This window comes from Actinoplanes subglobosus, from assembly GCF_042650585.1.
GTDB lineage: Bacteria > Actinomycetota > Actinomycetes > Mycobacteriales > Micromonosporaceae > Actinoplanes > Actinoplanes subglobosus.
Genome location: NZ_JBHSBL010000017.1, coordinates 529,989 through 551,046, shown reverse-complemented (window position 1 = coordinate 551,046; position 21,058 = coordinate 529,989). Strand labels below are relative to the sequence as shown.

22 protein-coding genes are annotated in these 21,058 nt (G+C 70.4%); 5 read left to right on the top strand and 17 right to left on the bottom strand.

Annotated features, from left to right (window positions below; all coding sequences use genetic code 11):
* Positions 1-174: 174 nt before the first annotated feature.
* The 8 genes from hemB to ACFO0C_RS20460 all read right to left on the bottom strand — a co-directional run bounded on the left by hemB (position 175) and on the right by ACFO0C_RS20460 (position 8,355).
* Positions 175-1,161: a porphobilinogen synthase gene (gene hemB, locus ACFO0C_RS20495; RefSeq protein ID WP_378068241.1), complete on the bottom strand. Its 987-nt coding sequence runs from the start codon at positions 1,159-1,161 to the stop codon at positions 175-177.
* A 93-nt stretch (positions 1,162-1,254) separates the two neighbouring features.
* Entirely contained in the window at positions 1,255-2,841 is a 1,587-nt protein-coding gene (locus ACFO0C_RS20490; RefSeq protein ID WP_378068240.1) for a bifunctional uroporphyrinogen-III C-methyltransferase/uroporphyrinogen-III synthase, read from the bottom strand.
* Positions 2,838-3,761 carry a hydroxymethylbilane synthase gene (hemC, locus tag ACFO0C_RS20485; RefSeq protein WP_378068239.1) on the bottom strand — a complete coding sequence of 308 codons (924 nt, stop codon included), beginning with the start codon at positions 3,759-3,761 and terminating at the stop codon, positions 2,838-2,840. The genes ACFO0C_RS20490 and hemC overlap by 4 nt, the downstream gene beginning before the upstream one ends.
* Entirely contained in the window at positions 3,758-5,053 is a 1,296-nt protein-coding gene (locus tag ACFO0C_RS20480; protein ID WP_378068238.1) for a glutamyl-tRNA reductase, read from the bottom strand. Before ACFO0C_RS20480 ends, hemC begins: the two co-directional genes overlap by 4 nt.
* Positions 5,050-5,796: a redox-sensing transcriptional repressor Rex gene (locus ACFO0C_RS20475; RefSeq protein ID WP_378068237.1), complete on the bottom strand. Its 747-nt coding sequence runs from the start codon at positions 5,794-5,796 to the stop codon at positions 5,050-5,052. The genes ACFO0C_RS20480 and ACFO0C_RS20475 overlap by 4 nt, the downstream gene beginning before the upstream one ends.
* Positions 5,797-6,028: 232 nt before the next feature.
* On the bottom strand, positions 6,029-6,670 hold the full coding sequence (locus tag ACFO0C_RS20470) for an HAD family hydrolase (protein WP_378068236.1): 642 nt from the start codon (positions 6,668-6,670) through the stop codon (positions 6,029-6,031).
* Between the two features lie 9 nt (positions 6,671-6,679).
* Positions 6,680-6,925: a glutaredoxin family protein gene (locus tag ACFO0C_RS20465; RefSeq protein WP_378068235.1), complete on the bottom strand. Its 246-nt coding sequence runs from the start codon at positions 6,923-6,925 to the stop codon at positions 6,680-6,682.
* Positions 6,922-8,355, bottom strand: a complete 1,434-nt coding sequence (locus tag ACFO0C_RS20460) for a class I adenylate-forming enzyme family protein (protein ID WP_378068234.1) — start codon at positions 8,353-8,355, stop codon at positions 6,922-6,924. The genes ACFO0C_RS20465 and ACFO0C_RS20460 overlap by 4 nt, the downstream gene beginning before the upstream one ends.
* Positions 8,356-8,750: 395 nt before the next feature.
* Between ACFO0C_RS20460 and ACFO0C_RS20455 the strand changes: the two genes are divergently transcribed.
* The gene (locus tag ACFO0C_RS20455; RefSeq protein ID WP_378068233.1) at positions 8,751-9,674 is read left to right on the top strand and encodes an ECF subfamily RNA polymerase sigma factor, BldN family; all 924 of its coding nucleotides are present in this window, start codon (positions 8,751-8,753) and stop codon (positions 9,672-9,674) included.
* Positions 9,675-9,849: 175 nt separating this feature from the next.
* Positions 9,850-11,001, top strand: a complete 1,152-nt coding sequence (locus tag ACFO0C_RS20450; RefSeq protein WP_378068232.1) for a DUF5667 domain-containing protein — start codon at positions 9,850-9,852, stop codon at positions 10,999-11,001.
* 128 nt (positions 11,002-11,129) lie between these two features.
* Here the strand turns inward: ACFO0C_RS20450 and ACFO0C_RS20445 are convergent, their stop codons facing one another.
* The 5 genes from ACFO0C_RS20445 to ACFO0C_RS20425 form a co-directional block, all read right to left on the bottom strand.
* Positions 11,130-12,131 carry a lysophospholipid acyltransferase family protein gene (locus ACFO0C_RS20445; protein ID WP_378068231.1) on the bottom strand — a complete coding sequence of 334 codons (1,002 nt, stop codon included), beginning with the start codon at positions 12,129-12,131 and terminating at the stop codon, positions 11,130-11,132.
* The gene (locus ACFO0C_RS20440) at positions 12,128-13,207 is read right to left on the bottom strand and encodes an NAD-dependent epimerase/dehydratase family protein (RefSeq protein WP_378068230.1); all 1,080 of its coding nucleotides are present in this window, start codon (positions 13,205-13,207) and stop codon (positions 12,128-12,130) included. The genes ACFO0C_RS20445 and ACFO0C_RS20440 overlap by 4 nt, the downstream gene beginning before the upstream one ends.
* A 76-nt stretch (positions 13,208-13,283) precedes the next feature.
* Positions 13,284-13,385 (bottom strand): 30S ribosomal protein bS22, encoded by a 102-nt coding sequence (locus ACFO0C_RS20435; RefSeq protein WP_007465623.1) that lies wholly within the window; start codon positions 13,383-13,385, stop codon positions 13,284-13,286.
* 165 nt (positions 13,386-13,550) lie between these two features.
* Entirely contained in the window at positions 13,551-13,763 is a 213-nt protein-coding gene (locus ACFO0C_RS20430; RefSeq protein WP_014447695.1) for a helix-turn-helix domain-containing protein, read from the bottom strand.
* 184 nt (positions 13,764-13,947) lie between these two features.
* Positions 13,948-14,868 (bottom strand): proline dehydrogenase family protein, encoded by a 921-nt coding sequence (locus tag ACFO0C_RS20425; protein ID WP_378068229.1) that lies wholly within the window; start codon positions 14,866-14,868, stop codon positions 13,948-13,950.
* A gap of 85 nt (positions 14,869-14,953) precedes the next feature.
* On the opposite strand from ACFO0C_RS20425, the gene ACFO0C_RS20420 reads away from it, so the two are divergent.
* On the top strand, positions 14,954-15,493 hold the full coding sequence (locus tag ACFO0C_RS20420; RefSeq protein ID WP_378068228.1) for a CGNR zinc finger domain-containing protein: 540 nt from the start codon (positions 14,954-14,956) through the stop codon (positions 15,491-15,493).
* Between the two features lie 3 nt (positions 15,494-15,496).
* Here the strand turns inward: ACFO0C_RS20420 and ACFO0C_RS20415 are convergent, their stop codons facing one another.
* The gene (locus ACFO0C_RS20415) at positions 15,497-16,306 is read right to left on the bottom strand and encodes a sugar phosphate isomerase/epimerase family protein (protein WP_378068227.1); all 810 of its coding nucleotides are present in this window, start codon (positions 16,304-16,306) and stop codon (positions 15,497-15,499) included.
* A gap of 85 nt (positions 16,307-16,391) precedes the next feature.
* On the opposite strand from ACFO0C_RS20415, the gene ACFO0C_RS20410 reads away from it, so the two are divergent.
* The gene (locus tag ACFO0C_RS20410; protein ID WP_378068226.1) at positions 16,392-17,234 is read left to right on the top strand and encodes a hypothetical protein; all 843 of its coding nucleotides are present in this window, start codon (positions 16,392-16,394) and stop codon (positions 17,232-17,234) included.
* A 32-nt stretch (positions 17,235-17,266) separates the two neighbouring features.
* On the opposite strand, the gene ACFO0C_RS20405 is transcribed toward ACFO0C_RS20410, so the two are convergent.
* Positions 17,267-17,950, bottom strand: a complete 684-nt coding sequence (locus ACFO0C_RS20405) for a response regulator transcription factor (RefSeq protein ID WP_106315884.1) — start codon at positions 17,948-17,950, stop codon at positions 17,267-17,269.
* Positions 17,951-17,979: 29 nt separating this feature from the next.
* Positions 17,980-19,260: a sensor histidine kinase gene (locus ACFO0C_RS20400; RefSeq protein WP_378068225.1), complete on the bottom strand. Its 1,281-nt coding sequence runs from the start codon at positions 19,258-19,260 to the stop codon at positions 17,980-17,982.
* A 195-nt stretch (positions 19,261-19,455) separates the two neighbouring features.
* On the opposite strand from ACFO0C_RS20400, the gene phoU reads away from it, so the two are divergent.
* Positions 19,456-20,124, top strand: a complete 669-nt coding sequence (phoU, locus tag ACFO0C_RS20395) for a phosphate signaling complex protein PhoU (protein WP_378068224.1) — start codon at positions 19,456-19,458, stop codon at positions 20,122-20,124.
* Between the two features lie 69 nt (positions 20,125-20,193).
* Here the strand turns inward: phoU and ACFO0C_RS20390 are convergent, their stop codons facing one another.
* Positions 20,194-20,943 carry a phosphoglyceromutase gene (locus ACFO0C_RS20390; protein WP_378068223.1) on the bottom strand — a complete coding sequence of 250 codons (750 nt, stop codon included), beginning with the start codon at positions 20,941-20,943 and terminating at the stop codon, positions 20,194-20,196.
* Between the last annotated feature and the right edge of the window lie 115 nt (positions 20,944-21,058).

Genomic DNA, 21,058 nt, shown 5'->3' with positions numbered 1-21,058 from the left:
GAGAACGCGACGCGGCGGTGACGGACGGCCGGGATAACGCGCGATGCGGCGGTGACGCGCGGCCCGGACCACCGGATTCAGCCCGGCGGTCGCGTTTCGGCCGGGAGGGCCGCCTGCGTCGCGTGGAAGCCACGGGAGGTGTGGTTCGGCGAGGGGCGGCCGACGGCGTACCCCTCAGCGGTTTTGAATGAGGTTTGCCGCCTCGACGGCCCAGTAGGTGAGGGTGATCTGAGCGCCGGCGCGCTTGATCGACGTGAGCGATTCGAGGATGACGCGCTCGCGGTCGATCCAGCCGTTGGCGGCGGCCGCCTCGACCATCGCGTACTCGCCGGAGACCTGGTAGGCGGCGACCGGCACGGTCACCCGGTCCCGGATCGCGGCGATGATGTCCAGGTAGGGCAGCGCCGGCTTGACCATGACGATGTCGGCGCCCTCGGCGACGTCGAGGTCGACCTCGCGCAGCGCCTCGCGCAGGTTCGGCGGGTCCTGCTGGTACTGGCGACGGTCGCCCTGCAGCGTCGACTCGACAGCCTCGCGGAACGGGCCGTAGAAAGCGCCCGCGTATTTCGCCGAGTAGGCGAGGATCGCGATGTCCTGGTGACCGGCCGCGTCGAGGGCCTTGCGGATCACGCCGATCTGACCGTCCATCATGCCGGACGGGCCGACCATGTGGGCGCCGGCCTCGGCCTGCGCGACCGCCATCTCGCCGTAGATCGCCAGCGTCGCGTCGTTGTCGACCGAGCCGTCCTCGGCCAGCACACCGCAGTGGCCGTGCGAGGTGAACTCGTCGAGGCACAGGTCGCCCATGATGACCGTGGAGTCGCCCAGTTCGGCCCGGAGGTCACGGAGGCCGACGTTGAGGATGCCGTCCGGGTCGAGCCCCGCCGAGCCGGTCGCGTCCTTGTTGGCGTTGTCCGGCACGCCGAAGAGCATCAGGCCGCCGACGCCCGCCGCGACCGCCTCGGCCGCGGCCTTGCGCAGCGACTCGCGGGTGTGCTGGACGACGCCGGGCAGGGAGCTGATCGGTTTCGGCTCGGTCAGTCCCTCTTTGAGGAACATCGGGAGGACCAGCTCAGACGGGGCGAGACGGGTCTCCTCGACCAGGCGGCGGATGGCCGGGGTGCGGCGGAGACGACGCGGGCGAATGTCGGGGAAGGACATCGGCACTCCTGAGAATCGCTACGCGAGAATGGTTGAGGCTGCGGAAACGACGAAGCGCGCCGCTTTCGCAAACGGCGCGCCTTCATCAGAGGGTCAGCGGAACCGGAGAGCCGTCGGGCCCTGCACCTTGGAGCCGCGGCGCTGCTTGGCCGGCATGGCGGCCAGCTTCTCGCGGAGCTCCAGAGCGTACTCGGCGAGCGCCTCGACCAGGTCGGGCACCGAGGCGTTCTGCGGCTGGGTGTCGACCCGGAGGCCGAACTCGACGGCGGTCTCGGCGGTCTTCGGGCCGATCACCGCGACGACCGTACGGGCGTGCGGCTTGCCGGCGATGCCGACCAGGTTGCGGACCGTCGAGGACGAGGTGAAGAGCACCGCGTCGAAACCGCCCGACTTGATGGCGTCGCGGATCTCGGCGGGCGGCGGGGCGGCGCGGACCGTCCGGTACGCCGTGACGTCGTCCACCTCCCAGCCGCGCTCGATCAGCCCGGCCGCGAGGGTCTCGGTCGCGATGTCGGCCCGCGGCAGCAGCACCCGGCCGACCGGGTCGAGGATCTCGTCGTGCGGCGAGAACTCGGCCAGCAGACCGTCGGAGGACTGCTCACCGGCCGGGATCAGCTCCGGCTGGATGCCGAACGCGCGGACCGCGTCGGCGGTGGCCTCACCGATGCAGGCGATCTTCACGCCACCGAAGTGACGGGCGTCGAGGCCGTGCTCGCCGAACTTCTCCCAGACCGCGCGGACCGCGTTGACCGAGGTGAAGATGACCCACGCGTACCGGCCGTCGACCAGGCCCTTGACGGCCCGCTCCATCTGCGCCGGGGTACGCGGCGGCTCGACCGCGATGGTCGGCACCTCGCACGGGATCGCGCCGTAGGCACGGAGCCGGGCGGACATCGCGCCGGCCTGCTCCTTCGTCCGCGGGACGAGGACCTTCCAGCCGTACAGCGGGCGGTTCTCCCACCAGCTCAGCGCGTCGCGCTCGGCGACGTCGGCGCCGACGGTGAGGACGACCCGGCCGGTGAAGCCGAGCGCCGCCGCGACGAAGCTGTCCACCGTCGAGGTGGTGGTGTACTGCGTCTCGCCGGTGCCGTCGCCGGTCACACCGACCGGGACACCCGGCTCGACACCGGCCGCGAGCAGCCCGTCACGGACGGCGGCGAGGTCACCGGCATCCACGGCCACGGCGAAGGAGCCCTTCTGGGCGGCGGCGGCGAGCGCGTCGAAGTCGAGGCTGGTGACGTCGTCGACGTCGGCGGCGGTCCGCACGCCGGGCAGCGGCACACCGGCGTAGGCGGCGACACCCTCGGCCTGGCCGATGCCCGGGATCACCTCGAAGTGCACCGCGGTCCGCGCGACCGCCTGCACCTCCTTGACCACCGAGTCGTGGCCGAACGGGTCACCGGCGACCAGGTGCACGGCCGACAGGCCGGACTTGGCCGCGGAGAGCAGCACCTTGGCGACGTCGCCGGGAGCGCCCTCGGCCGGGCTGAACTGCGCGTCCTCCTTGGCGTCGGAACGGATCGCGCTGAGCAGGGAATCGGGCACGCCGCGGTCGTAGACCACCTGGTCGGCATCGGTCAGCGCCGCATACGCGCGGCGGGTCAGCAGCTCCGGGTCGCCGGGTCCGGCGCCGATGAACGCGATGCGTCCGGCTGGCTTACGGGCGGTGCGGGTGGTCATTCTGTGCTCCCCATCAGGGTATCGGCTCCGGCGTCGAGGAGATCGATGGCAAGCGCCTTGCCGATCTCCGCCGCGCCGGCGGGCGTTCCGGTGCGCGACAGTCGGATGGCTCGAACCCCATCCGGGCTGATCACCGCACCGCGCAGGTAAATCTCGTCGCCGTCATCACCTTCGGCGATCTCGGCGTGTGCCGCGACCGGGGCGGAGCACCCGGCCTCCAGCGTGGCCAGCATCGACCGCTCCGCCATCACGGCGGCGCGGGTCGGTGCATGATCGAGAACGGACAGCAACTCGATCAGGTCGGTGTCGTCGGCCCGGCACTCCACGGCCAGCGCGCCCTGAGCCGGGGCGGGCAGCATGAGCATCGGGTCGAGCGTCTCGGTGATCTCCGCGGACCGGCCGAGACGTGCCACTCCGGCCCGGGCGAGAACGACGGCATCGAGATCTGCCTCGGGTCCTAGTACCCGGGCGATTCGCGAGTCGACGTTCCCTCGGATCGGCGTGACCTGCAACTCTAGGCCCAAAGCCGTCAATTGCGCGATTCGGCGCACCGCACCGGTGCCGATGGTGGAGCCCGGCGGCAGCTCAGCGAGGGTCAGACCGTCACGGGCGATCAGGGCGTCACGTGGGTCCTCACGCACCGGCACGGCCGCGATGTGCAGGCTCGGGGGCTCGGCGGTGGGCAGGTCCTTGTACGAGTGGACAGCGAAATCGATCTCACCGGCCAGCAGCGCGTCGCGCAGCGCGGAGACGAACACACCCACACCGAGCTGGGCGACCGGGGCGGCGGAACGGTCACCGGGGGTGACGATCCGGACCAGCTCGACCGGGCGGCCGGTGGCGGCGGTCAGCGCGTCGGCGACCATCTGCGACTGCGTGAGCGCCAGAGCGCTTCCCCGCGTGCCGAGACGCAGCGTCATGCTTTCCCCCCGATCTCAGGTACCGCGTCGGCCTGGGTGGCGAGCGGGACGTCCAGGTCGAACAGCTCACGGAGCAGTGCGGCGTACTGATCGCCGCCGGGTTCGGCGGCGAGCTGGCGGACCCGCACGGTGGGTGAGTGCAGCAACTGCTGGACGACCCGGTGCAGGGTACGGGAAACATCCGCCCGCTGCTCCTCGGTGAATTCCGGTCGCCGGGAGATCAGCTTGCGCATCTCCGCCGACACCACGTCCTCGGCGCGGGTGCGCAGCGCCGCCACGGTGGGTGCGATCTCGGCACCGCGGAGCCAGCCGAGGAAGTTCTCCACCTCGCCGACGACGATCTGCTCGACAGCCGCCGTCTCGGCCGCGGCCGGGTTGGTCCGGCGGCTGCCGGCCAGGCTGTCGATGTCGATCACGGTCAGGCCGGGCAGGCCGGCGGCGTCCGGCGCCACGTCACGCGGGACAGCCAGGTCGAGGACGATCAGGTCCTTGCCGACCCGCTCCAGGCGCTCGCGGGTGAGCACCGGCTGGGTGGAGGCGGTGGCGCACACCACGATGTCGACCTCGCGCAGCACATCGTCGAGCTGCTCGAACGGGATCGCGACGGCACCGTAGGCCTCGGCGAGCCGGTCGGCCCGCTCGTGGCTGCGGTTGGTGATCCGCAAGGGGCCGACACCGCTGCGGGTGAGTGTGGCGACCGAGAGCGAGCCCATCGCCCCGGCGCCGATGATCAGGGCGGAACGGCCGGTCAGGTCGCCACCGAGATGCTCGGCGGCCACGTCCAGTGCGGCGGTGACGACGCTCTGGCCGGCCTTGTCGATGCCGGTCTCGGCGTGCGCCCGCTTGCCGACACGCAGGGTCTGCTGCATCAGCTCGTGCAGCAGGCGGCCGGCCGAGTCGACCTCGGTGGCCGCGTGGTACGCGTCACGCAGCTGACCGAGGATCTGGGCCTCACCGACGACCATCGAGTCGAGGCCGGACGACACCCGGAACGAGTGCCGGACCGCCGCCTCGCCGTAGTGCACGTAGAGGTGCCCGGCCAGCTCGGTGGCGGGGATGCCAGAGTGCTCGGCCAGGACGTTGCAGATGTCGCCGAGACCGCCGTGGAAGCCGCTGACCGCCGCGTAGACCTCGACCCGGTTGCAGGTGGAGACGACGACGGCCTCCCCCACGTAAGGCTGGGCGACCAGGCGCTGGAGCAGGTCGGCCACGGCCGGCTCGGGAATGACCAGACGCTCCAGGACCGCCACGTCAGCCGTGCGATACGAGGCACCGATGCTGAGCAGGTTCACGAGCCGACCGCCTCCTGATCGCCGTTGGCGGGCTGGGGCGATCGGCCGCCGGGCAGCGCGGTCAGCGACGCCTTGCGGTGCTCGTGGAACGACAGGATCTGCAGCTCGATGGCGAGATCCACTTTACGCACGTCAACGTTGGACGGCACCGACAGAACCCCCGGGGCGAAATTGAGGATGCTTGTCACGCCCGCGGCGACCAGCGCGTCGGCGACCGCCTGCGCGGTGCCGGGCGGGGTGGCGATGACTCCGATCGCGATCGACTCCTCGGCGGCGATCCGCTCCAGGTCGTCGGTGTGCTGCACGGTCAGGCCGTTGATCTGCTCGCCCACCTTGTTCGGGTCGGCGTCGAAGAGCGCCACCACCCGGAAGCCGCGGCTCGCGAACCCGGCGTAACCAGCCAGGGCGTGCCCGAGGTTGCCGACGCCGACCAGGCAGACCGCCTGGTTCTTGTCGAGGCCGAGAATGTACTCGATCTGGTCGACGAGCAGGGCCACGTCGTAACCGACGCCGCGCGTGCCGTAGGAACCGAGGTGCGACAGATCCTTGCGGAGTTTCGCCGAGTTGACCCCGGCGGCCGCGGCGAGACCCTCGCTCGACACCGTCTCCGCGCCCGTTTCGGCGAGGTGGTGCAGGGCACGAAGGTACTCAGGCAGTCGCGCGATGGTCGCCTCCGGCAGATCCGGGAAGGCCGGGACGCCATCGGCTTCGCCGGGCGTGCTTCCGTGACGTTGCTGACTCATCTGACTCCGTGCCGACGAGGCGAACCTGCGGTGAGCCCCGTCTGTGCGATACCGGTGGAACCCTCGTGGGGTGGCTGTGGTAGCGGGGCTCGTCGGAGTCACAGAGTAGGCGCTTGTGAAGGCGTGCACAAATCGCGATCTTGTCGGGACAATTGGACAAGATCGACCCGGCTGTGTTAGTCGGGCCGACCTGTCGAGTATTACCTTCCGAACCCCGCCAGGGCCACTCGGCTCAGAGTGACATGGCCATCTTTACCGCCTCTACCAGCGTGTCGGCGACCGGACGCCCGGATTCACGCAACCGTGCGGGATCGGTGAACCCGCCCGTGTAGAGAACCGCGCTCCCGCCGACGGACTCGGCCGCGTCGGCGTCGTCGAGCGAATCACCGATCATCACCACGTCACCGCCCTCGACGCCGAGTCCGGCCAGGTGAGCGGCGAGGTGCGCGGCCTTGAAACCGCCGCCCAGCTCGGCCCGCAGCCCGTCGATCCGGGTGAACACACCGGTCAGGCCGTGGCCCTCGACCGCCGGGACCAGTTCGTGGTGGAACCACATGGATAGCAGCGACTGGCTGCCCGGCCAGGTCTTGATCGCTGCCAGCGCGTCGGCGGCCAGCGTGACGTCGGTCAACCCGAGGCGGTACGCGTCATGGAAGATCCGGTCCAGCCGGCCGAACTCCTCCTCGTCGATCGCCCGGCCGAGCATCTCGGCGTAGAAGTCGGCGACCGGCCGCCGGAAGGTCCGCCGGTGCTCGTCGGAGCCGACGTCACGGCCACCGGCCGAGGCGAAGGCGACGTTCGTCGAGGACACGACCAGGTGCAGGTCGTCGAGAAGGGTGCCGTTCCAGTCCCAGACCAAATGCTTAGCTGTCACCCGCAGAACCTACAGGCGGGGCTCACCCGGCTGTCGAGCCAAATCCCGCAGGAGGCGCTCCTCCTCGATCCGCCAGTAACCGTGCTCCTTGCCGTCGAGCAGCAGCACCGGCACCCGGTCGCCGTAGTCACGCTCCAGCTCGATGTCGGAGTCCACGTCGACCTTGACCCACTGGCCGGGCGCGATCCGGTCCAGCGTCTGCTCGGCCACCTCGCACAGGTGGCAGCCCGCACGGCTGATCAGGGTCAGTCTCACAGGTCCCTCTTCCGTACCTTGCCGATCGCCGTCCGCGGCAGCTCGTCCACCAGCTCGACACCGGGCAGTTTGAACCGGGCCAGCCGGGCCGCGCAGTGCACCTGCAGCTCGGTCGCGGTCGGCGAGGGGTCGCCGGACACCGTGACGTACGCGTACGGCCGCTGCCCGGTCGTGGTGTCCGGCACGCCGACCACAGCCACCCCGGTCACCCGCGGGTGCGCGAGCAGCACCCGCTCGATCTCGGCCGGGTAGACGTTGAACCCGTTGACCATGATCAACTCGCCGATCCGGTCGACGAGCACCAGGTCACCGTCACCGTCGGCGTAGGCGATGTCCCCGGTCGCCCACCAGCCGTCCGAATCGGGCCCGCCGGAGCCGTCCGGCCAGTAACCGGCGAAGAGGTTGGGCCCGCGCACGACGATCTCGCCCGGATCGGTGCCGGCCGACTCGGCGAACTCCAGATCCTCGTCGACCGAAGCGGTCCCGTCCCGCCACAACTCGGCACCGGCCGTGGTGCGCAGCAACAGCTCGACACCGGGCAGCGGGCGGCCGATCGAGCCGCTCTTGTCCCGGTCGCTGACCGCCGTCGTGGTCAGCACCGGGGCGGTCTCGGTCAGGCCGTACCCGATCAGGATCGCCCGGCCGGTCATTTTCCGGAAGCGCGCCGCGACGCCGGTGTCCAGCGGCGCCGCGCCGCACACCGCGGTCCGCACGCCGCTCAGCGCCTCGCCGGCCGACGGGACCGCGGTCCACGCCTGGTACATCCCGGGGACGCCGACGGTGACCGTCACCCCGTGCCGGGCGATCAGGCCGAGTGAACCCTCCGGCTCGAAGCGCTCGGCCAGCACCCCGGTCGCCGCGTGGTGCGCGACGATGCCGAGCCCGGTGTTCAACCCATAGGCATGGAAGAACGGCACGGCGAGCAGCACCACGTCGTCCGGGCCGACCACGGGCGGCTCGATCCGGTCCAGCTGGTCATGGTTCGCGGCGAGCGCGGCGTGGGTGAGCATGGCGCCCTTGGGGCGCCCGCTGGTCCCCGAGGTGTAGAGCAAAACCGCGAGATCATTTTTTCGGGGTACGGCCAGAGCACCCGTCTCCACCGACCCGGGAGGCCCGTCGACCACCAGCACGGCACCCGAGTCGGTGATCGCGTGATCGCGCTCGTCGGCGGTGTAACCGGGGTTGAGCGGCACCGCGACACGGCCGGCCCGCAGCACGCCGAAATAGGCCACGGCGAAATCGACGGTGTTGCCGAGCAGCAGTGCGACACGGTCGCCCGGCTCGGTGCGGGACGCGATCCAGCGGGCGGCCGCGGACACGCGCGTGTCCAATTCCGACCATGTGACAACGGTGTCCCCGGCGATCAGCGCGGGGTGGCCGGGACGACTGCCGGCGGCCTCGGCGACCGCGTCGCGGGCGGTTTCCTCCACGAGGCCCGAGTCTGGCACAAACAGGCCGTCACCGGGACGCCGGACAGCCCGTCCGTCCTGAAAGCGGCTTGTTCCGTCAAGGTGACCTTGACGAGGGTTGCCGTATTCGGCGCGATTCGCGGCTTTGCGCGCAGCGCACACACTGTGCGACTCCGCGTGTCCGAAGTCGGCAATACTTCCGCACTGTGTAACGGAATACACACCAACGGGTGAGGTTGACCGGTCTATACGCCGGTTACCCACCCATTTTGCTGTGATTGACCACTTTTGTTAAGAGTGACCCACCCTCGTCCTGAGGAGGCCGCTGTGCCCCAAAACGCACGGAATCACGGTGAATTCACGTCTGGCGGGACGGATTCGCTGTCATCGGAGGCCCGCCGGGCTGAGGAGGCGCAGTGACTCATGTGTACGCGGAGGGGCCGTACCACCGCGACGTCCTGAACACATTGCGCGACACGGCTGGGGGGATGATCGTCAACGCCATCCGGGGCGACAGCTCCAAGCAGACCGGCAGCCGCCGCACGCCCAACGGGCCTCCCGCGGTCGCCTCCCCGAACACGGCGAACGGGAAGTTCGGGAGCGGCCGGCCCGCCGCACCCCGGCCGCCGGCCCAGCCGACCGCGGGACAGCGCTCCAACCTCGGCGAGGGCGAGACGCCACCCGGCGAACACACCGTCGTCCTGCCGACGCAGAGCACCACCGGCCCGCCCACCGAGTCCGCGCCGCCGCCGAAGGCCCGTCCGGACCGGGGTGACCCGGCCGCCGAGGTGTGGGCGCTGGTCGAGCGGGCCCAGGCCGGTGAGGCCGAGGCGTTCGGGCTGATCTACGACCGCTATGTGGACACGGTCTTCCGGTTCGTCTATTTCCGGGTCGGCAACCGCCAGCTCGCCGAGGACCTCACGTCGGACACGTTCCTGCGTGCCCTCAAGCGCATCGGCAGCTTCACCTGGCAGGGCCGTGACCTCGGCGCCTGGCTGGTCACCATCGCCCGGAACCTGGTCGCCGACCACTTCAAGTCCGGCCGCTACCGCCTTGAGGTGACCACCGGCGACGTGCTCGACGCCGACCGCGAGGACCGGGGCCCGGAGGGCAGCCCGGAATCCGCGGTGGTCGATCACATCACCAACGTCGCCCTGCTCACCGCGGTCAAGCAGCTCAACCCGGAACAGCAGGAATGCATCGTGCTCCGGTTCCTGCAGGGCTTCTCGGTCGCCGAGACCGCGCAGACCATGGGCAAGAACGAGGGTGCCATCAAGGCCCTTCAGTACCGGGCGGTCCGGGCACTGAACCGGCTCCTGCCGGACGGGTTCCAATCTTGATCAGATGTCACGAGTCGTCGATCTCTGATACCCGATGGCGCCGCCCGGCACCCGTAACCGGGGCCGCGTGTCGCGCGTTTGTCCGGATGCGACCCATGGCTGTGACACAGGGTCCGGTCGCCGACGCCGCCCGTCAGGACGGCGAGACAGTCACGAGCGAGGGGAGGTGCCCACGGTGAAGTTCGCGTTCCCGAACTCCCGGAGTGCCGAGCGCTTCGCGGAGCTCATCGACGACGCCGGCGGCCCTCGTCGGCACCACAGTCGTGGGCAGGCCGACGAGGAGATGAACCGGCTGGTCGCCATCAGCAACCGGCTCTCCGCGGCACGGCCCGTCGCACCGGTCGACTCCGAGTTCCGTGTCGGCCTGCGCGCCATGCTGGTCGCCACCGCCGAGCGGGACGGCATCGGGCGGACCACCGACGAGGCCGATCCCGAGCCCGTCGCCGAACCCGCCGCCCGCCGGCCGCTGTTCGGCCGCCGGATACGTGCCCGCGGAGCGATCGTGATCGGCGTGGCCGCCGGCGCGATGGCCGTCTCCGGGATCTCCGCGGCCAGTGAGAGCGCCTCACCGGGCGAGGTCCTGTACAGCGTCAAACGCCAGACCGAGCGCGCCCAGCTGGCGATCGCCGGATCCGACGTCACCCGCGGTCAGCTGTCGCTCGACTTCGCGCGCACCCGGCTCTCCGAGGCCATGGCGATGAGCGGCGACGCGTCCGACTTCGCGCTGGTCCTGGACGACATGGACGCAGACACCCGCAAGGGCGTCCGCCTGCTGACCACGTCCGCGGTGTCCCAGCAGGACACCAAGCCGCTGGCCACACTGGACGGATTCGTCGACGACCAGCGCACCACGTTCACGCCGGCGCTGGAGAAGCTCTCGGCTGCCAACCGGGACCGGGCGACCACGTCACTCGGCCTGCTGGAGGACGTCGTCAAGCGGGCCGAGACGTTGCGGACCGGGCTCGGCTGCGACAAGGTCACGCCGGCCGGGTCCGACGCGCTCGGGCCCAAGCTCCGCGAATGCGCGACTGAGGACGAGACCACCGAGACGGACGCGTCGTCGTCGCAGAACGGTCAGGGGACCAAGACCGGGAACCGGCAGAACGGCCAGGCCGTCACGCCGAAGACCGCCAAGTCCGGCGCCTCCGCCGAGCCCGGCGTGACCGGTCAGACCGTGCGGCCCGGAAAGTCGGCAGCTCCGTCGGCGACACCGACGGCCACCGACGGGGTCACGCCGATGCTGGGTGAGGAGACGGTGGACCCGGCCGGCGTCGACCCGGCCGACCAGGACAGTGTCCTCGAAGGACTGCTCGGCGACCTCTTCTGACAGCGCATGCTCTTCTGACAAGTGCATGGCGAGGGGCGGTGCCGGAGATCGAGACTCCGGGGCCGCCCCTCAATCGTCACTATAGGACGGTTCGTAGGACCCCTCCAGAAAGTTGGCACTCGCCGGGGTCACGGGCCGAACGGGTCGGGGCGCTTCTCCAGCAGCTCGTGCAGCGTGGCCTGGATCGTCTCGCGGACCTGGTCGGCCAGGTTGTAGACGACGAGCGGATCGTCCGCGAACTCGGTGAGGTGCGCCGTCGGGATCGGCGGGCAGAACTGGATCAGCCACTTGCTCGGCAGCGGGATCATGCCCAGTGGCCCCAGCCAGGGGAAGGTCGGCGTGATCGGGAAGTACGGGATCCCGAGCAGACGGGCCAGCGGCTTCAGATCGGCCAGGATCGGATAGATCTCCTCGGCGCCGACGATCGCGACCGGGACGATCGGGGTGCCGGTGCGCAGCGCCGCCGACACGAAACCACCCCGTCCGAAGCGCTGCAGCTTGTAGCGCTCAGAGAACTTCTTCCCGATGCCCTTGAACCCCTCCGGGAAGACACCGACCAGCTGGCCCGAGTTCATCAGGCGCTCGGCGTCCGGATTACAGGCGACGGTGGCGCCGGCCGCGCGGGCCAGCTCACTCGCCAGTGGCAGCCGGAACACCAGGTCGGCGCCGAGCAGCCGCAGGTGACGCTGCTGCGGGTGCTTGTCACGCAGGCCCACGGTGAGCATCAGGGCGTCCAGCGCGATCGTGCCGGAGTGGTTGCCGACGACCAGGGCACTGCCCTCGGACGGCACGTTCTCGATGCCGAGCACCTCGGTCCGGAACCAGTCCCGATAAAGGATCTTCAGCAGCGGATGGAAGAGGGTCTCGGCCAGCTCCGGGTCGAAACCGAACTCGTCCACCTCGTACGCCCCGGCGAGCCGCCGGCGCAGGAACGCCAGGCCGTCGGCGACCCGCTGGTCCCAGACGTCCAGCCCGGCGGCCACCGCCACCGGCTCCGGCATCGGCTCGGGCATCGGCTCGCCCTTCTCCGGGATCGGGCGCCGGCCGTTGACCCGCTGGACCGGCGGCGGCTCGGGCAGCTTGAAATCGGTGTGACCGGGGAGCATGTCGCGATACTCGTCCTGGCTCACGGCGTCTCCTGTCCCGCCGTCGTGGCGTCGGCCGCCGCACGGACCCGGCGGATGCCGTCCAGGATCGCGGTCTCCGCGGCGGCCAGCCGGTCAGCGGTGAGCGTGGAGCCTGCCGCGTGTGCCCGGATGAACTCGTCGAACGCCTCGGCGGTGGTGCGCGGGGTGAAGCCGAACTCCTTGACCAGGCGGGTCGTGTCGACCACTCGGCCGTGCACGAACAGGTCGATCTGGTCCATGCCGATCTGCTCGACGCCGAGATTGCGGAGCAGGGCCGCGCCGGTGGACAGGGCCGGCTCGGGCAGCGGCAGGGACACGCGGCCGGCCCGGCGCACGGCCTGGGACAGCATGAGAACGCCGGAACCGGCGACGTTGAAGGTGCCCGGATGGTCCTCGGTCACCGAGCGGTGCAGGACCTCCAGGGCGTCCTCGACGTGCACGAACTGGAGCCGGGCGTCACGGCCGAGCACGGTGGGCACCACCGGCTGGGCGAAGTAGCGGGTCAGCGACGTCTCGGCGGACGAGCTGATCATCGGGGCGAAGCGCAGGACCGTCGCCGCGACCTCGGGCCGGCGGCGGCGGAAACCACGGACGTAGCCCTCGACGTCGAGGATGTCGCGGGCGAACGCGCCACGCGGCACCGCACGGGGCTCGGTGTCCTCGGTGAAGACCGCGGGGTCGCGGAACGAGGCGCCGTAGGCGGCCGTGGACGAACGCACCACGAGTTTGCGCAGCCCGGGAGCACCCTGGGCGGCGGCCAGCACCTGCATGGTGCCGATGACGTTCTGTTCCTTCATCGCCGCGCGGCCGCCGTGCCGGCTGTCGGGCACGCTGGTGATGGCCAGGTGCACGACGGCCTCGGCGCCGAGATCGGCGATCGCCTCGGTGGCCGCTCGCGCATCGGCCCGGATCCGCTCCACCCCGTCCAGCAGGCCCAGAAGGCGTGCGGGCGGATCGTGCGGATCCAGACCGACGACACGGTCGATACGAGGATCAGCGGCGAGGCGGGCGGCCACCCGAGCGCCGAGATAACGGCTGACTCCGGTGACCACGACAACGCTGGGCGGTGAGGTCACCACGGGGGCACCCTTCGATGCGCGGCCTCGATCAGATGGCAAGTGCCGTCAGTGGCCGGGAGTTTATCCCGGCCGACGATCACTTGCCGAGACGGCGACGCTGGACGCGGGTCTTGCGCAGCAGCTTGCGGTGCTTCTTCTTCGCCATACGCTTGCGGCGCTTCTTGACCACGGAGCCCATACGAAAAGCCTCTCGAGAAACCATGTGGGTGGCCCGGCGCGCGGCCGGGACCGGACTGGGACGGCGCCCGGAGCAGCGGCGCCAACGTAACGGCACGCGTGGACCCGGGAACCAACCGGTCCAGCGTACCGGCATGCCCCAGCCGGGCCAACACGGCCCCGGGAGTCAGGCGCTCTGTGAGAACGCGCCGCGCAGATATTCGTGTACCGCGTGCTCGGGCACCCGGAACGAACGACCGACCCGGACAGCGGTGAGATCACCGCCGTGCACGAGCCGGTAGACGGTCATCTTGGAAACCCGCATGAGCGCGGCCACCTCGGCCACTGTCAGGAAACGAACCTCCGAGAGGCGTTCCTCGGTCTGGGCTGGACCCGTCATCGCGTCGCACCGATCCTTTCGCAATCCTCCGCGGTGGAAGCGGCCGGAGGGTCCCGGAAGTCCGCGGGGATGACGTGCGTGTCATCAGAACGGTATCGATACGGCTGTGACCAACGCGATACGTTCCGTGAAATGCCCAGAAAAAGTCAAGCCCGACACGCCGGATCCATGGTGATTTCGCCCGTTATTTCCGAGAAGCGACGGCTCGTGCCACAAAGCCGACGTTCGCCGGGCGGTCGGCCAGGCGGCGCATCAGGTACGCATACCACTCCTGGCCGTAGGGCAGCAGAACCCGGACCGTGTGACCACTGCCGACCAGCCGGGCCTGCTCGTCCGGGCGGACCCCGTGCAGCATCTGGAACTCGTACTCCGCGGTGGAGCGGTCGAACCAGCGGGCCCGGTCCTCGGCGATCGCGATCAGCCGCGCGTCGTGGGTGGCCACCATCGGGTAGCCCTCCCCCGACATCAGGATGTTGAGGCAGCGGACGAACGACTTGTCGACGTCCAGCGCGGACTGGAACGCCACCGACTCCGGCTCCGAGTAGGCGCCCTTGCACAGCCGCACCCGGGACCCGGCCGTCGCCAGCTCGCGGCAGTCCCCCTCGGTCCGCCGCAGGTACGCCTGCAGCGCCGCCCCCGTCGACGGATAGTCCCGTCGCAGCTCGGCCAGCGTCTCCAGGGTCGCGTCGGTGGTGTTGTGGTCCTCGGCGTCCAGGGTCACCGTGGTGCCCGCCTCGGCCGCCGCGGCACAGATCGCGCGCGCGTGCTCGTACGCCAGCTTCTCGTCGATCCGCTGACCCAGGGCCGAGAGTTTGACGCTCACCTCGACCGCCGGCGTCAGCCCGGCGCCCTTGAGCCGGCCGAGAACCGAGACGTACTCGTCGCGGGTGGCCACCGCCTGCTCTATCGTCCGGGTGTCCTCGCCCAGATGATCGAGGCTGACGGACAGGCCGTCGTCGGCGAGCTCGCGGCTGACCAGCAGAACCTCGTCGGCGCTCGGCCCGGCGACGAACCGCTGCACGATCCCCTTGCTGACGGGGGCGGACTCGACCAGCCGCCCGAGCCGGGCGGATCCGGCCGCGGCGAGAAACAGGGTACGGAGCATGCGCCGAGCGTAACCTCCGGACCTGGCACGGACGCCGGGCAACACATACGTGCCCCATCGGGTCAGGTGCGGCTACCGTTGTCGGGTGAACTTCGATGCGTACGCCCGGACCGCGATAGACCTCGTCAACGCGGGTCTGGACGATCTCGCCGGGTTGCGGGCCCTGTTCTCCGCCGAGCAGGCATACATGCGCGACCAGGTCACCGAGAAGGACCTGGCGCCGTTCCGCCGTGCGCAGCGGCGGCTGCGGGAGGTCTTCGAGTTCGGCACCACCGGGCAGGACGGTGAGGCGGTCCGCGAGCTCAACGGGCTGCTCGAGGCCTATCCGGTGCAGCCACGCATCTCCGGGCACGACGCGAGCGACTGGCACATGCACGTGACCAGCCGTGGCTCGTCGGTCAGCGCGGAGTACCTGGCGGGAGCCGTCTGGGGCCTCTCCGTCTGGCTCTGCGAGTACGGCAGCGCCCGCTTCGGCATCTGCGCCGACGAGCGGTGCGGCAACGTCTACCTCGACACGTCGTCCAACAACTGCCGCCGCTTCTGCTCGGAGCGCTGCGCCACCCGCTCGCACGTCGCCGCCCACCGGGCCCGCAAGCGCGCCGCGGAGAACCTCACCCCCGCCTGAGTCTCAGCCCTGCGTGACGGCCGGGCTCGGCTCAAGGTGGCGGCGGGCGAACTCGAGGGCCTCGCGGAGGTCGGCCTCGCGGGCCGGGCGGCTCGCCGCCTTGCGCGTGTTGATCTCCAGCGCCACCGATCCGATGAACCCGCGGCCGGCCAGCGACCGCAGCAGCTCCGCGCAGGGCTGGTTGCCGCGGCCGGGCACCAGGTGCTCGTCGCGGCCCTCGCCGGTGCCGTCACCGAGATGGACGTGCCGCAGGCCGGCGCCCATCTTGTCGGCCATCTCCAGCGCGTCGACACGCGAGGCCGCACAGTGCGAGAGGTCCAGCGTGTACGCGTCGAAACCGGTCTCGGTCGGGTCCCAGCCGGGGTTGTAGGGCACCACCCAGCGGCCGGCCATCTTGACGGGGAACATGTTCTCCACCGCGAAGGTCAGGTCCGGATGGCGGCCGCGGACCTTGGCCAGGCCCTCGGCGAAGTTGCGCGCGTAGTCGCCCTGCCAGCGGAACGGCGGGTGCACCACCACGGTCGGCGCGCCGAGGCTCTCGGCGAGCTGGGCGGCCCGGGCCAGCCGCTCCCACGGGTCGGAGCTCCACACCCGCTGGGTCACCAGCAGACAGGGGGCGTGCACCGAGAGGACCGGGACGCCGTAGTGGTCGGCCAGTCCCTTGAGGGCACCGGCGTCCTGACTGACGGCGTCGGTCCACACCATGACCTCGAGGCCGTCGTAGCCGACCGTGGCCGCCATCTCGAACGCAGCCGCCGTCGGCTCCGGGAAGACCGAGGAGCTGGAGAGAAGCACGGGTACGCGGGAAGTCACGCCCTCAAGGGTAGCCGCGCGCAACAGGCTCGGATATATCAGCTCTAAACGGTCATGACCCACCAGTGCGCGTACGCTGACCCGGATGAGCCGCGCGACGCCACCCCGGGAAGTACCGCTCGACTTCCCTCGCGAGTGGATCGAGTTCCTCGATCCCGCCGACGAGCAACACCTGGTCCGGGCCGACCTGACCTGGCTGCTCTCCCGCTGGACCTGCGTCTTCGGCTCGGCCTGCCGGGGGATCCTGCCCGGCCGCGCCGAGGACGGCTGCTGCTCGCACGGGGCGTTCTTCACCGACGCCGACGACGAGAACCGGGTGAAGGCCGCCGCCGCGAAGCTCACCCCACAGACGTGGCAGCACTACCGGCGCGGGTTCAAGAATTACACCGAGGTGGACACCGTCGACGGCAGCAAACCCGCGCGGCGTACGGCCACGCAGTCCGCCGACGGCCCGTGCGTCTTCCTGAACGACGCCGATTTCCCCGGCGGCGGTGGCTGCGCGCTGCACGGCCAGGCCCTGCGCGACGGGGTGCACCCGCTCAAGTACAAGCCGGACGTCTGCTGGCAGCTGCCGGTCCGCCGGGAGCAGGACTGGATCACCCGGCCGGACGGCACGAAACTGCTGCAATCCACTTTGAGCGAGTTCGACCGCCGCGGCTGGGGGCCGGGCGGCCACGATCTGGCCTGGTGGTGCACCTCGTCGCCGGAGGCCCACGTGGGCACCGAGCCGATGTACGTCACCTACGCCCCCGAGCTGACCGAACTGATCGGCGAGGCGGCGTACAGCCACCTCGCCGAGCTCTGTACGGCCCGCATCGCATCCGGCCTGATCGCCGTCCACCCGGCGACCACCGCAGCCGAAACCGCGCGAGCCGAAACCAAGCGCCGGGTGACCCGATCACGGGCGGGCCACCCGACCACACCATAGTCGCACGCTACTTGATACGCGACAAGGGTGAATCAGGGCTCGAACTTGTAGCCCAGGCCCCGGACGGTGACGATGTAGCGCGGCGCCGACGGCTCCGGCTCCACCTTGGAGCGCAGCCGCTTGACATGCACGTCCAGGGTCTTGGTGTCCCCGACGTAGTCGGCACCCCAGACCCGGTCGATCAGCTGGCCGCGGGTGAGCACCCGGCCGGCGTTGCGCAGCAGAAGCTCGAGCAGCTCGAACTCCTTCAGCGGCAGCTGCACCCCACCGCCGTCGACGGTCACCACATGGCGCTCGACATCCATCCGGACCGGGCCGGCGGCCAGGGTCGGCGTGGTGACCTCGGCCGCCTCGGTGCCCTGGCGGCGGAGCACGGCACGGATCCGGGCGACCAGCTCACGAGGCGAGTACGGCTTCGTGACGTAGTCGTCCGCCCCGATCTCCAGGCCGACGACCTTGTCGATCTCGCTGTCCCGGGCGGTGACCATGATGATCGGGACTGCCGAACGCTGCCGCAGCTGGCGGCAGACCTCGGTACCGGACATCTCCGGCAGCATGAGGTCGAGGAGCACGATGTCGGCGCCGGTCCGGTCGAACTGCGTCAGGGCCGAGGTCCCGGTCGCGGCGACCGACACCTCGAATCCCTCTTTGCGCAGCATGTACGACAGGGCGTCGGAGAACGACTCCTCGTCCTCGACCACGAGCACGCGGGCCAATGAAGTTCCTTCCGTCGTCGGCGGCGGGCTCAGCGCCCGGCCACACCGGACTCGATCTCAATCGCCGTCGGTGACGATGAGGGGGACTCAGGGGGTCGCGCCGGTAGGCGCAAGGTGAACGTAGAGCCGTCGCCGAGTGAACTGGTCACGTCGACGCGGCCCCCGTGGTTGGTGGCGATGTGCTTGACGATGGCCAGGCCCAGGCCGGTGCCGCCGGTCGACCGGGATCGGGCCTGGTCGGCGCGGTAGAAGCGCTCGAAGACCCGCTCGACGTCCTGCGGGGCGATGCCGATGCCCTGATCGGTGACATCGATCTCGATCCAGTCGTCACTGTTACGCATGGTGAGCGAGACACTGGTGTTCTCACCCGAGTACGCGATCGCGTTCTCCACCAGGTTGGTGACCGCCGTGGCGAACTGGCTGTCGTTGCCGTAGGCCATGGTGCCCTTGGGCCCCTCGTAGGTGACCTCGATGCTCTTCGCCGACGCGGTCGTCCTGGTCCGGTCGATCACCTCGGCGATCACCCAGTCCAGTGAGACCGGCTCCGGGTTGGGCAGCGGCTCGGCGCCCTGCAGCCGGGTCAGTTCGAGCAGCTCGTTCACCAGGCGGCCCATCCGGGCCGACTCGTGGTGGATCCGCTCGGCGAACCGGCGGGCGGCCAGCAGGTCCTCGGACGGCGGCTCGGGCGTCACGTCGGGGAGCTGGGTGGCGTCGAGCAGCGCCTCGGCCAGCAGCTGGAGCGCCCCGATCGGGGTCTTGAGCTCGTGGCTGACGTTGGCGACGAAGTCACGGCGGACCCGGGCCAGCCGGTGCGACTCGGTCACGTCGGCGGCCTCGACCGCGACATGTGTCGCGTTCAGCGCGACGGCCCGCAGGTGCAGGCCGAGCGGGGCGTGCCCGCCACCGGCCCGGCCGCGGGGCAGGTCGAGCTCGACCTCCCGGCGCACGCCGGTCCGCCGGACCTGACCGGCCAGCGTCCGCAGGATCGGGTGCGCGGCGATGGTGCCCGGGGCCCCACCGGACCGCAGCAGTCCCATCGCCCGGGCCGCCGGGTTGACCAGAACCGGATGATCGTCGGCGTCCAGGACGACGACACCCACCCGTAACGAATCGAGGCTCTTGCGTCCGAGCCCCTTGAGGCCGTGTTTGCCTCCCGGGCGATCGTCGTCCGGTTCGATGGCGGCGCTCCCCTCCGGTCCCCCGGTCCGAGCCTCTCCGCCCGGCCGGCGGATTCGGGCAAGGGCGAGTCCCGCTCCCGTACCGACGGCGAGCGCGGCAGCAACCATGCCGACGGCGTATTCCCACTCCACGCTGCGATCGTAGGGTCATTGTTTACCTGGACCACAGGGCCATTACGGCAAATCGGGCGCGCGTCGAATAATGTTCACCACTGCGCCCGCCCTCGTTCACCGGCGTTCATGTTGAGGCCGTCCCACGCCCATAGCCTGGTCAGCGCACCCCGGCCGTCGCCATCGGCCGTCGCCGTCGAAAGAGGGATCTGAGAAATGCGCGAGGAGTACCAGGCCGATCTGGTCGAGGTGAGCCGCCTGCTCGTGACCATGGCGGAGTCGGTCCGCGCCGCACTCCGCAAGGCGACGTCGGCCCTGCTGACCGCCGACCTGAAAGCCGCACAGTCCGTGATCGAGCGCGACTCCGAGGTCGACGCCATCTACGAGCAGGTCGAGCTGAAGGTCGCCGACACCATCGCCCGGCAGGCGCCGGTCGCGTCCGACCTGCGGCGCGTGATCACCGCCCTGCACATCGCCGCCGACCTGGAACGGATGGGCGACCTGGCCGAGCACGTGGCGAAGACCGCGGCCCGCCGGCACCCGTCCCCGGCCGTCCCGGCCGAGCTCCGGCCCACCTTCAAGGGCATGGCCGAGGTCGCCGACCACATGGCCGAGAAGATCACGAACCTGCTCGGCAAGCCGAACGCGGAGACCGCCGCACAGCTGGAGTCCGACGACGACGCGATCGACGACCTCGAGCGCGAGCTGTTCAAGATCATGCTGGCCGACGACTGGCCGTACGGGGCGGAGACCGCGATCGACGGCGCCCTGCTGGGCCGCTTCTACGAGCGTTACGCCGACCACGCCGTCAACATCGGCGAGCACCTGATCTACCTGATCACCGGTGAGACCGTCGCCTCGCAGAACGAGGACGCCGAGAGCTGATCCGATCTCCGGCGCGCGAGCCGGGAGATCCAGGGCCGGGACACCACGGGGGTGTCCCGGCCCTGTCCATTACTTGCGCCCCTGGTTGGCGACCGCGGCGGCCGCCTCCTTGGCGGCGACCGGGTCGAGGTAGGTGCCGCCCGGGGTGATCGGGCGCAGGTTCTCGTCCAGGTCGTAGCGCAGCGGGATGCCGGTCGGGATGTTCAGCCCGGCGATCGCCTCGTCCGAGATGCCGTCGAGGTGCTTGACGATCGCGCGCAGCGAGTTGCCGTGCGCCGCGACCAGGACCGTCTTGCCGGCCCGCAGGTCCGGGACGATCGCGTCGTACCAGTACGGCAGGGCCCGCACCAGCACGTCCTTCAGGCACTCCGCCCTCGGCAGGGTCTCCGGGGCCAGGTCGGCGTAACGCGCGTCGCCGACCTGGGAGAACTCGGAGTCCTCCTCGATCGGGGGCGGCGGCACGTCGTACGACCGGCGCCAGAGCATGAACTGCTCCTCCCCGTACGCCTCCAGGGTCTGCTTCTTGTCCTTGCCCTGCAGGGCGCCGTAGTGGCGCTCGTTGAGCCGCCAGTGACGCTTGACCGGGATCCAGTGCCGGTCGGTGATGTGCAGCGCGATCTCACTGGTCCGGATCGCACGCCGAAGAAGGCTGGTGTGCACCACGTCGGGCAGCACCCCCTGCTCCTTGAGAAGTTCGCCGCCGCGCCGGGCCTCGTCCTCACCCTTGGCGTCCAGGTCCACGTCGACCCAGCCGGTGAAGAGGTTCTTGGCGTTCCACTCGCTGTTGCCGTGTCGCAGCAGCACCAGGGTTCCAGTCATGACCACATCTTCCCCCGAGCTCCGCCCGCATGTACGGGCCACCCGTCACGTGTCCGCCGCCACACCGGAACCCGGTGCGGAACGGATCACGAAGTAAGCGAATAATGCTCATTTA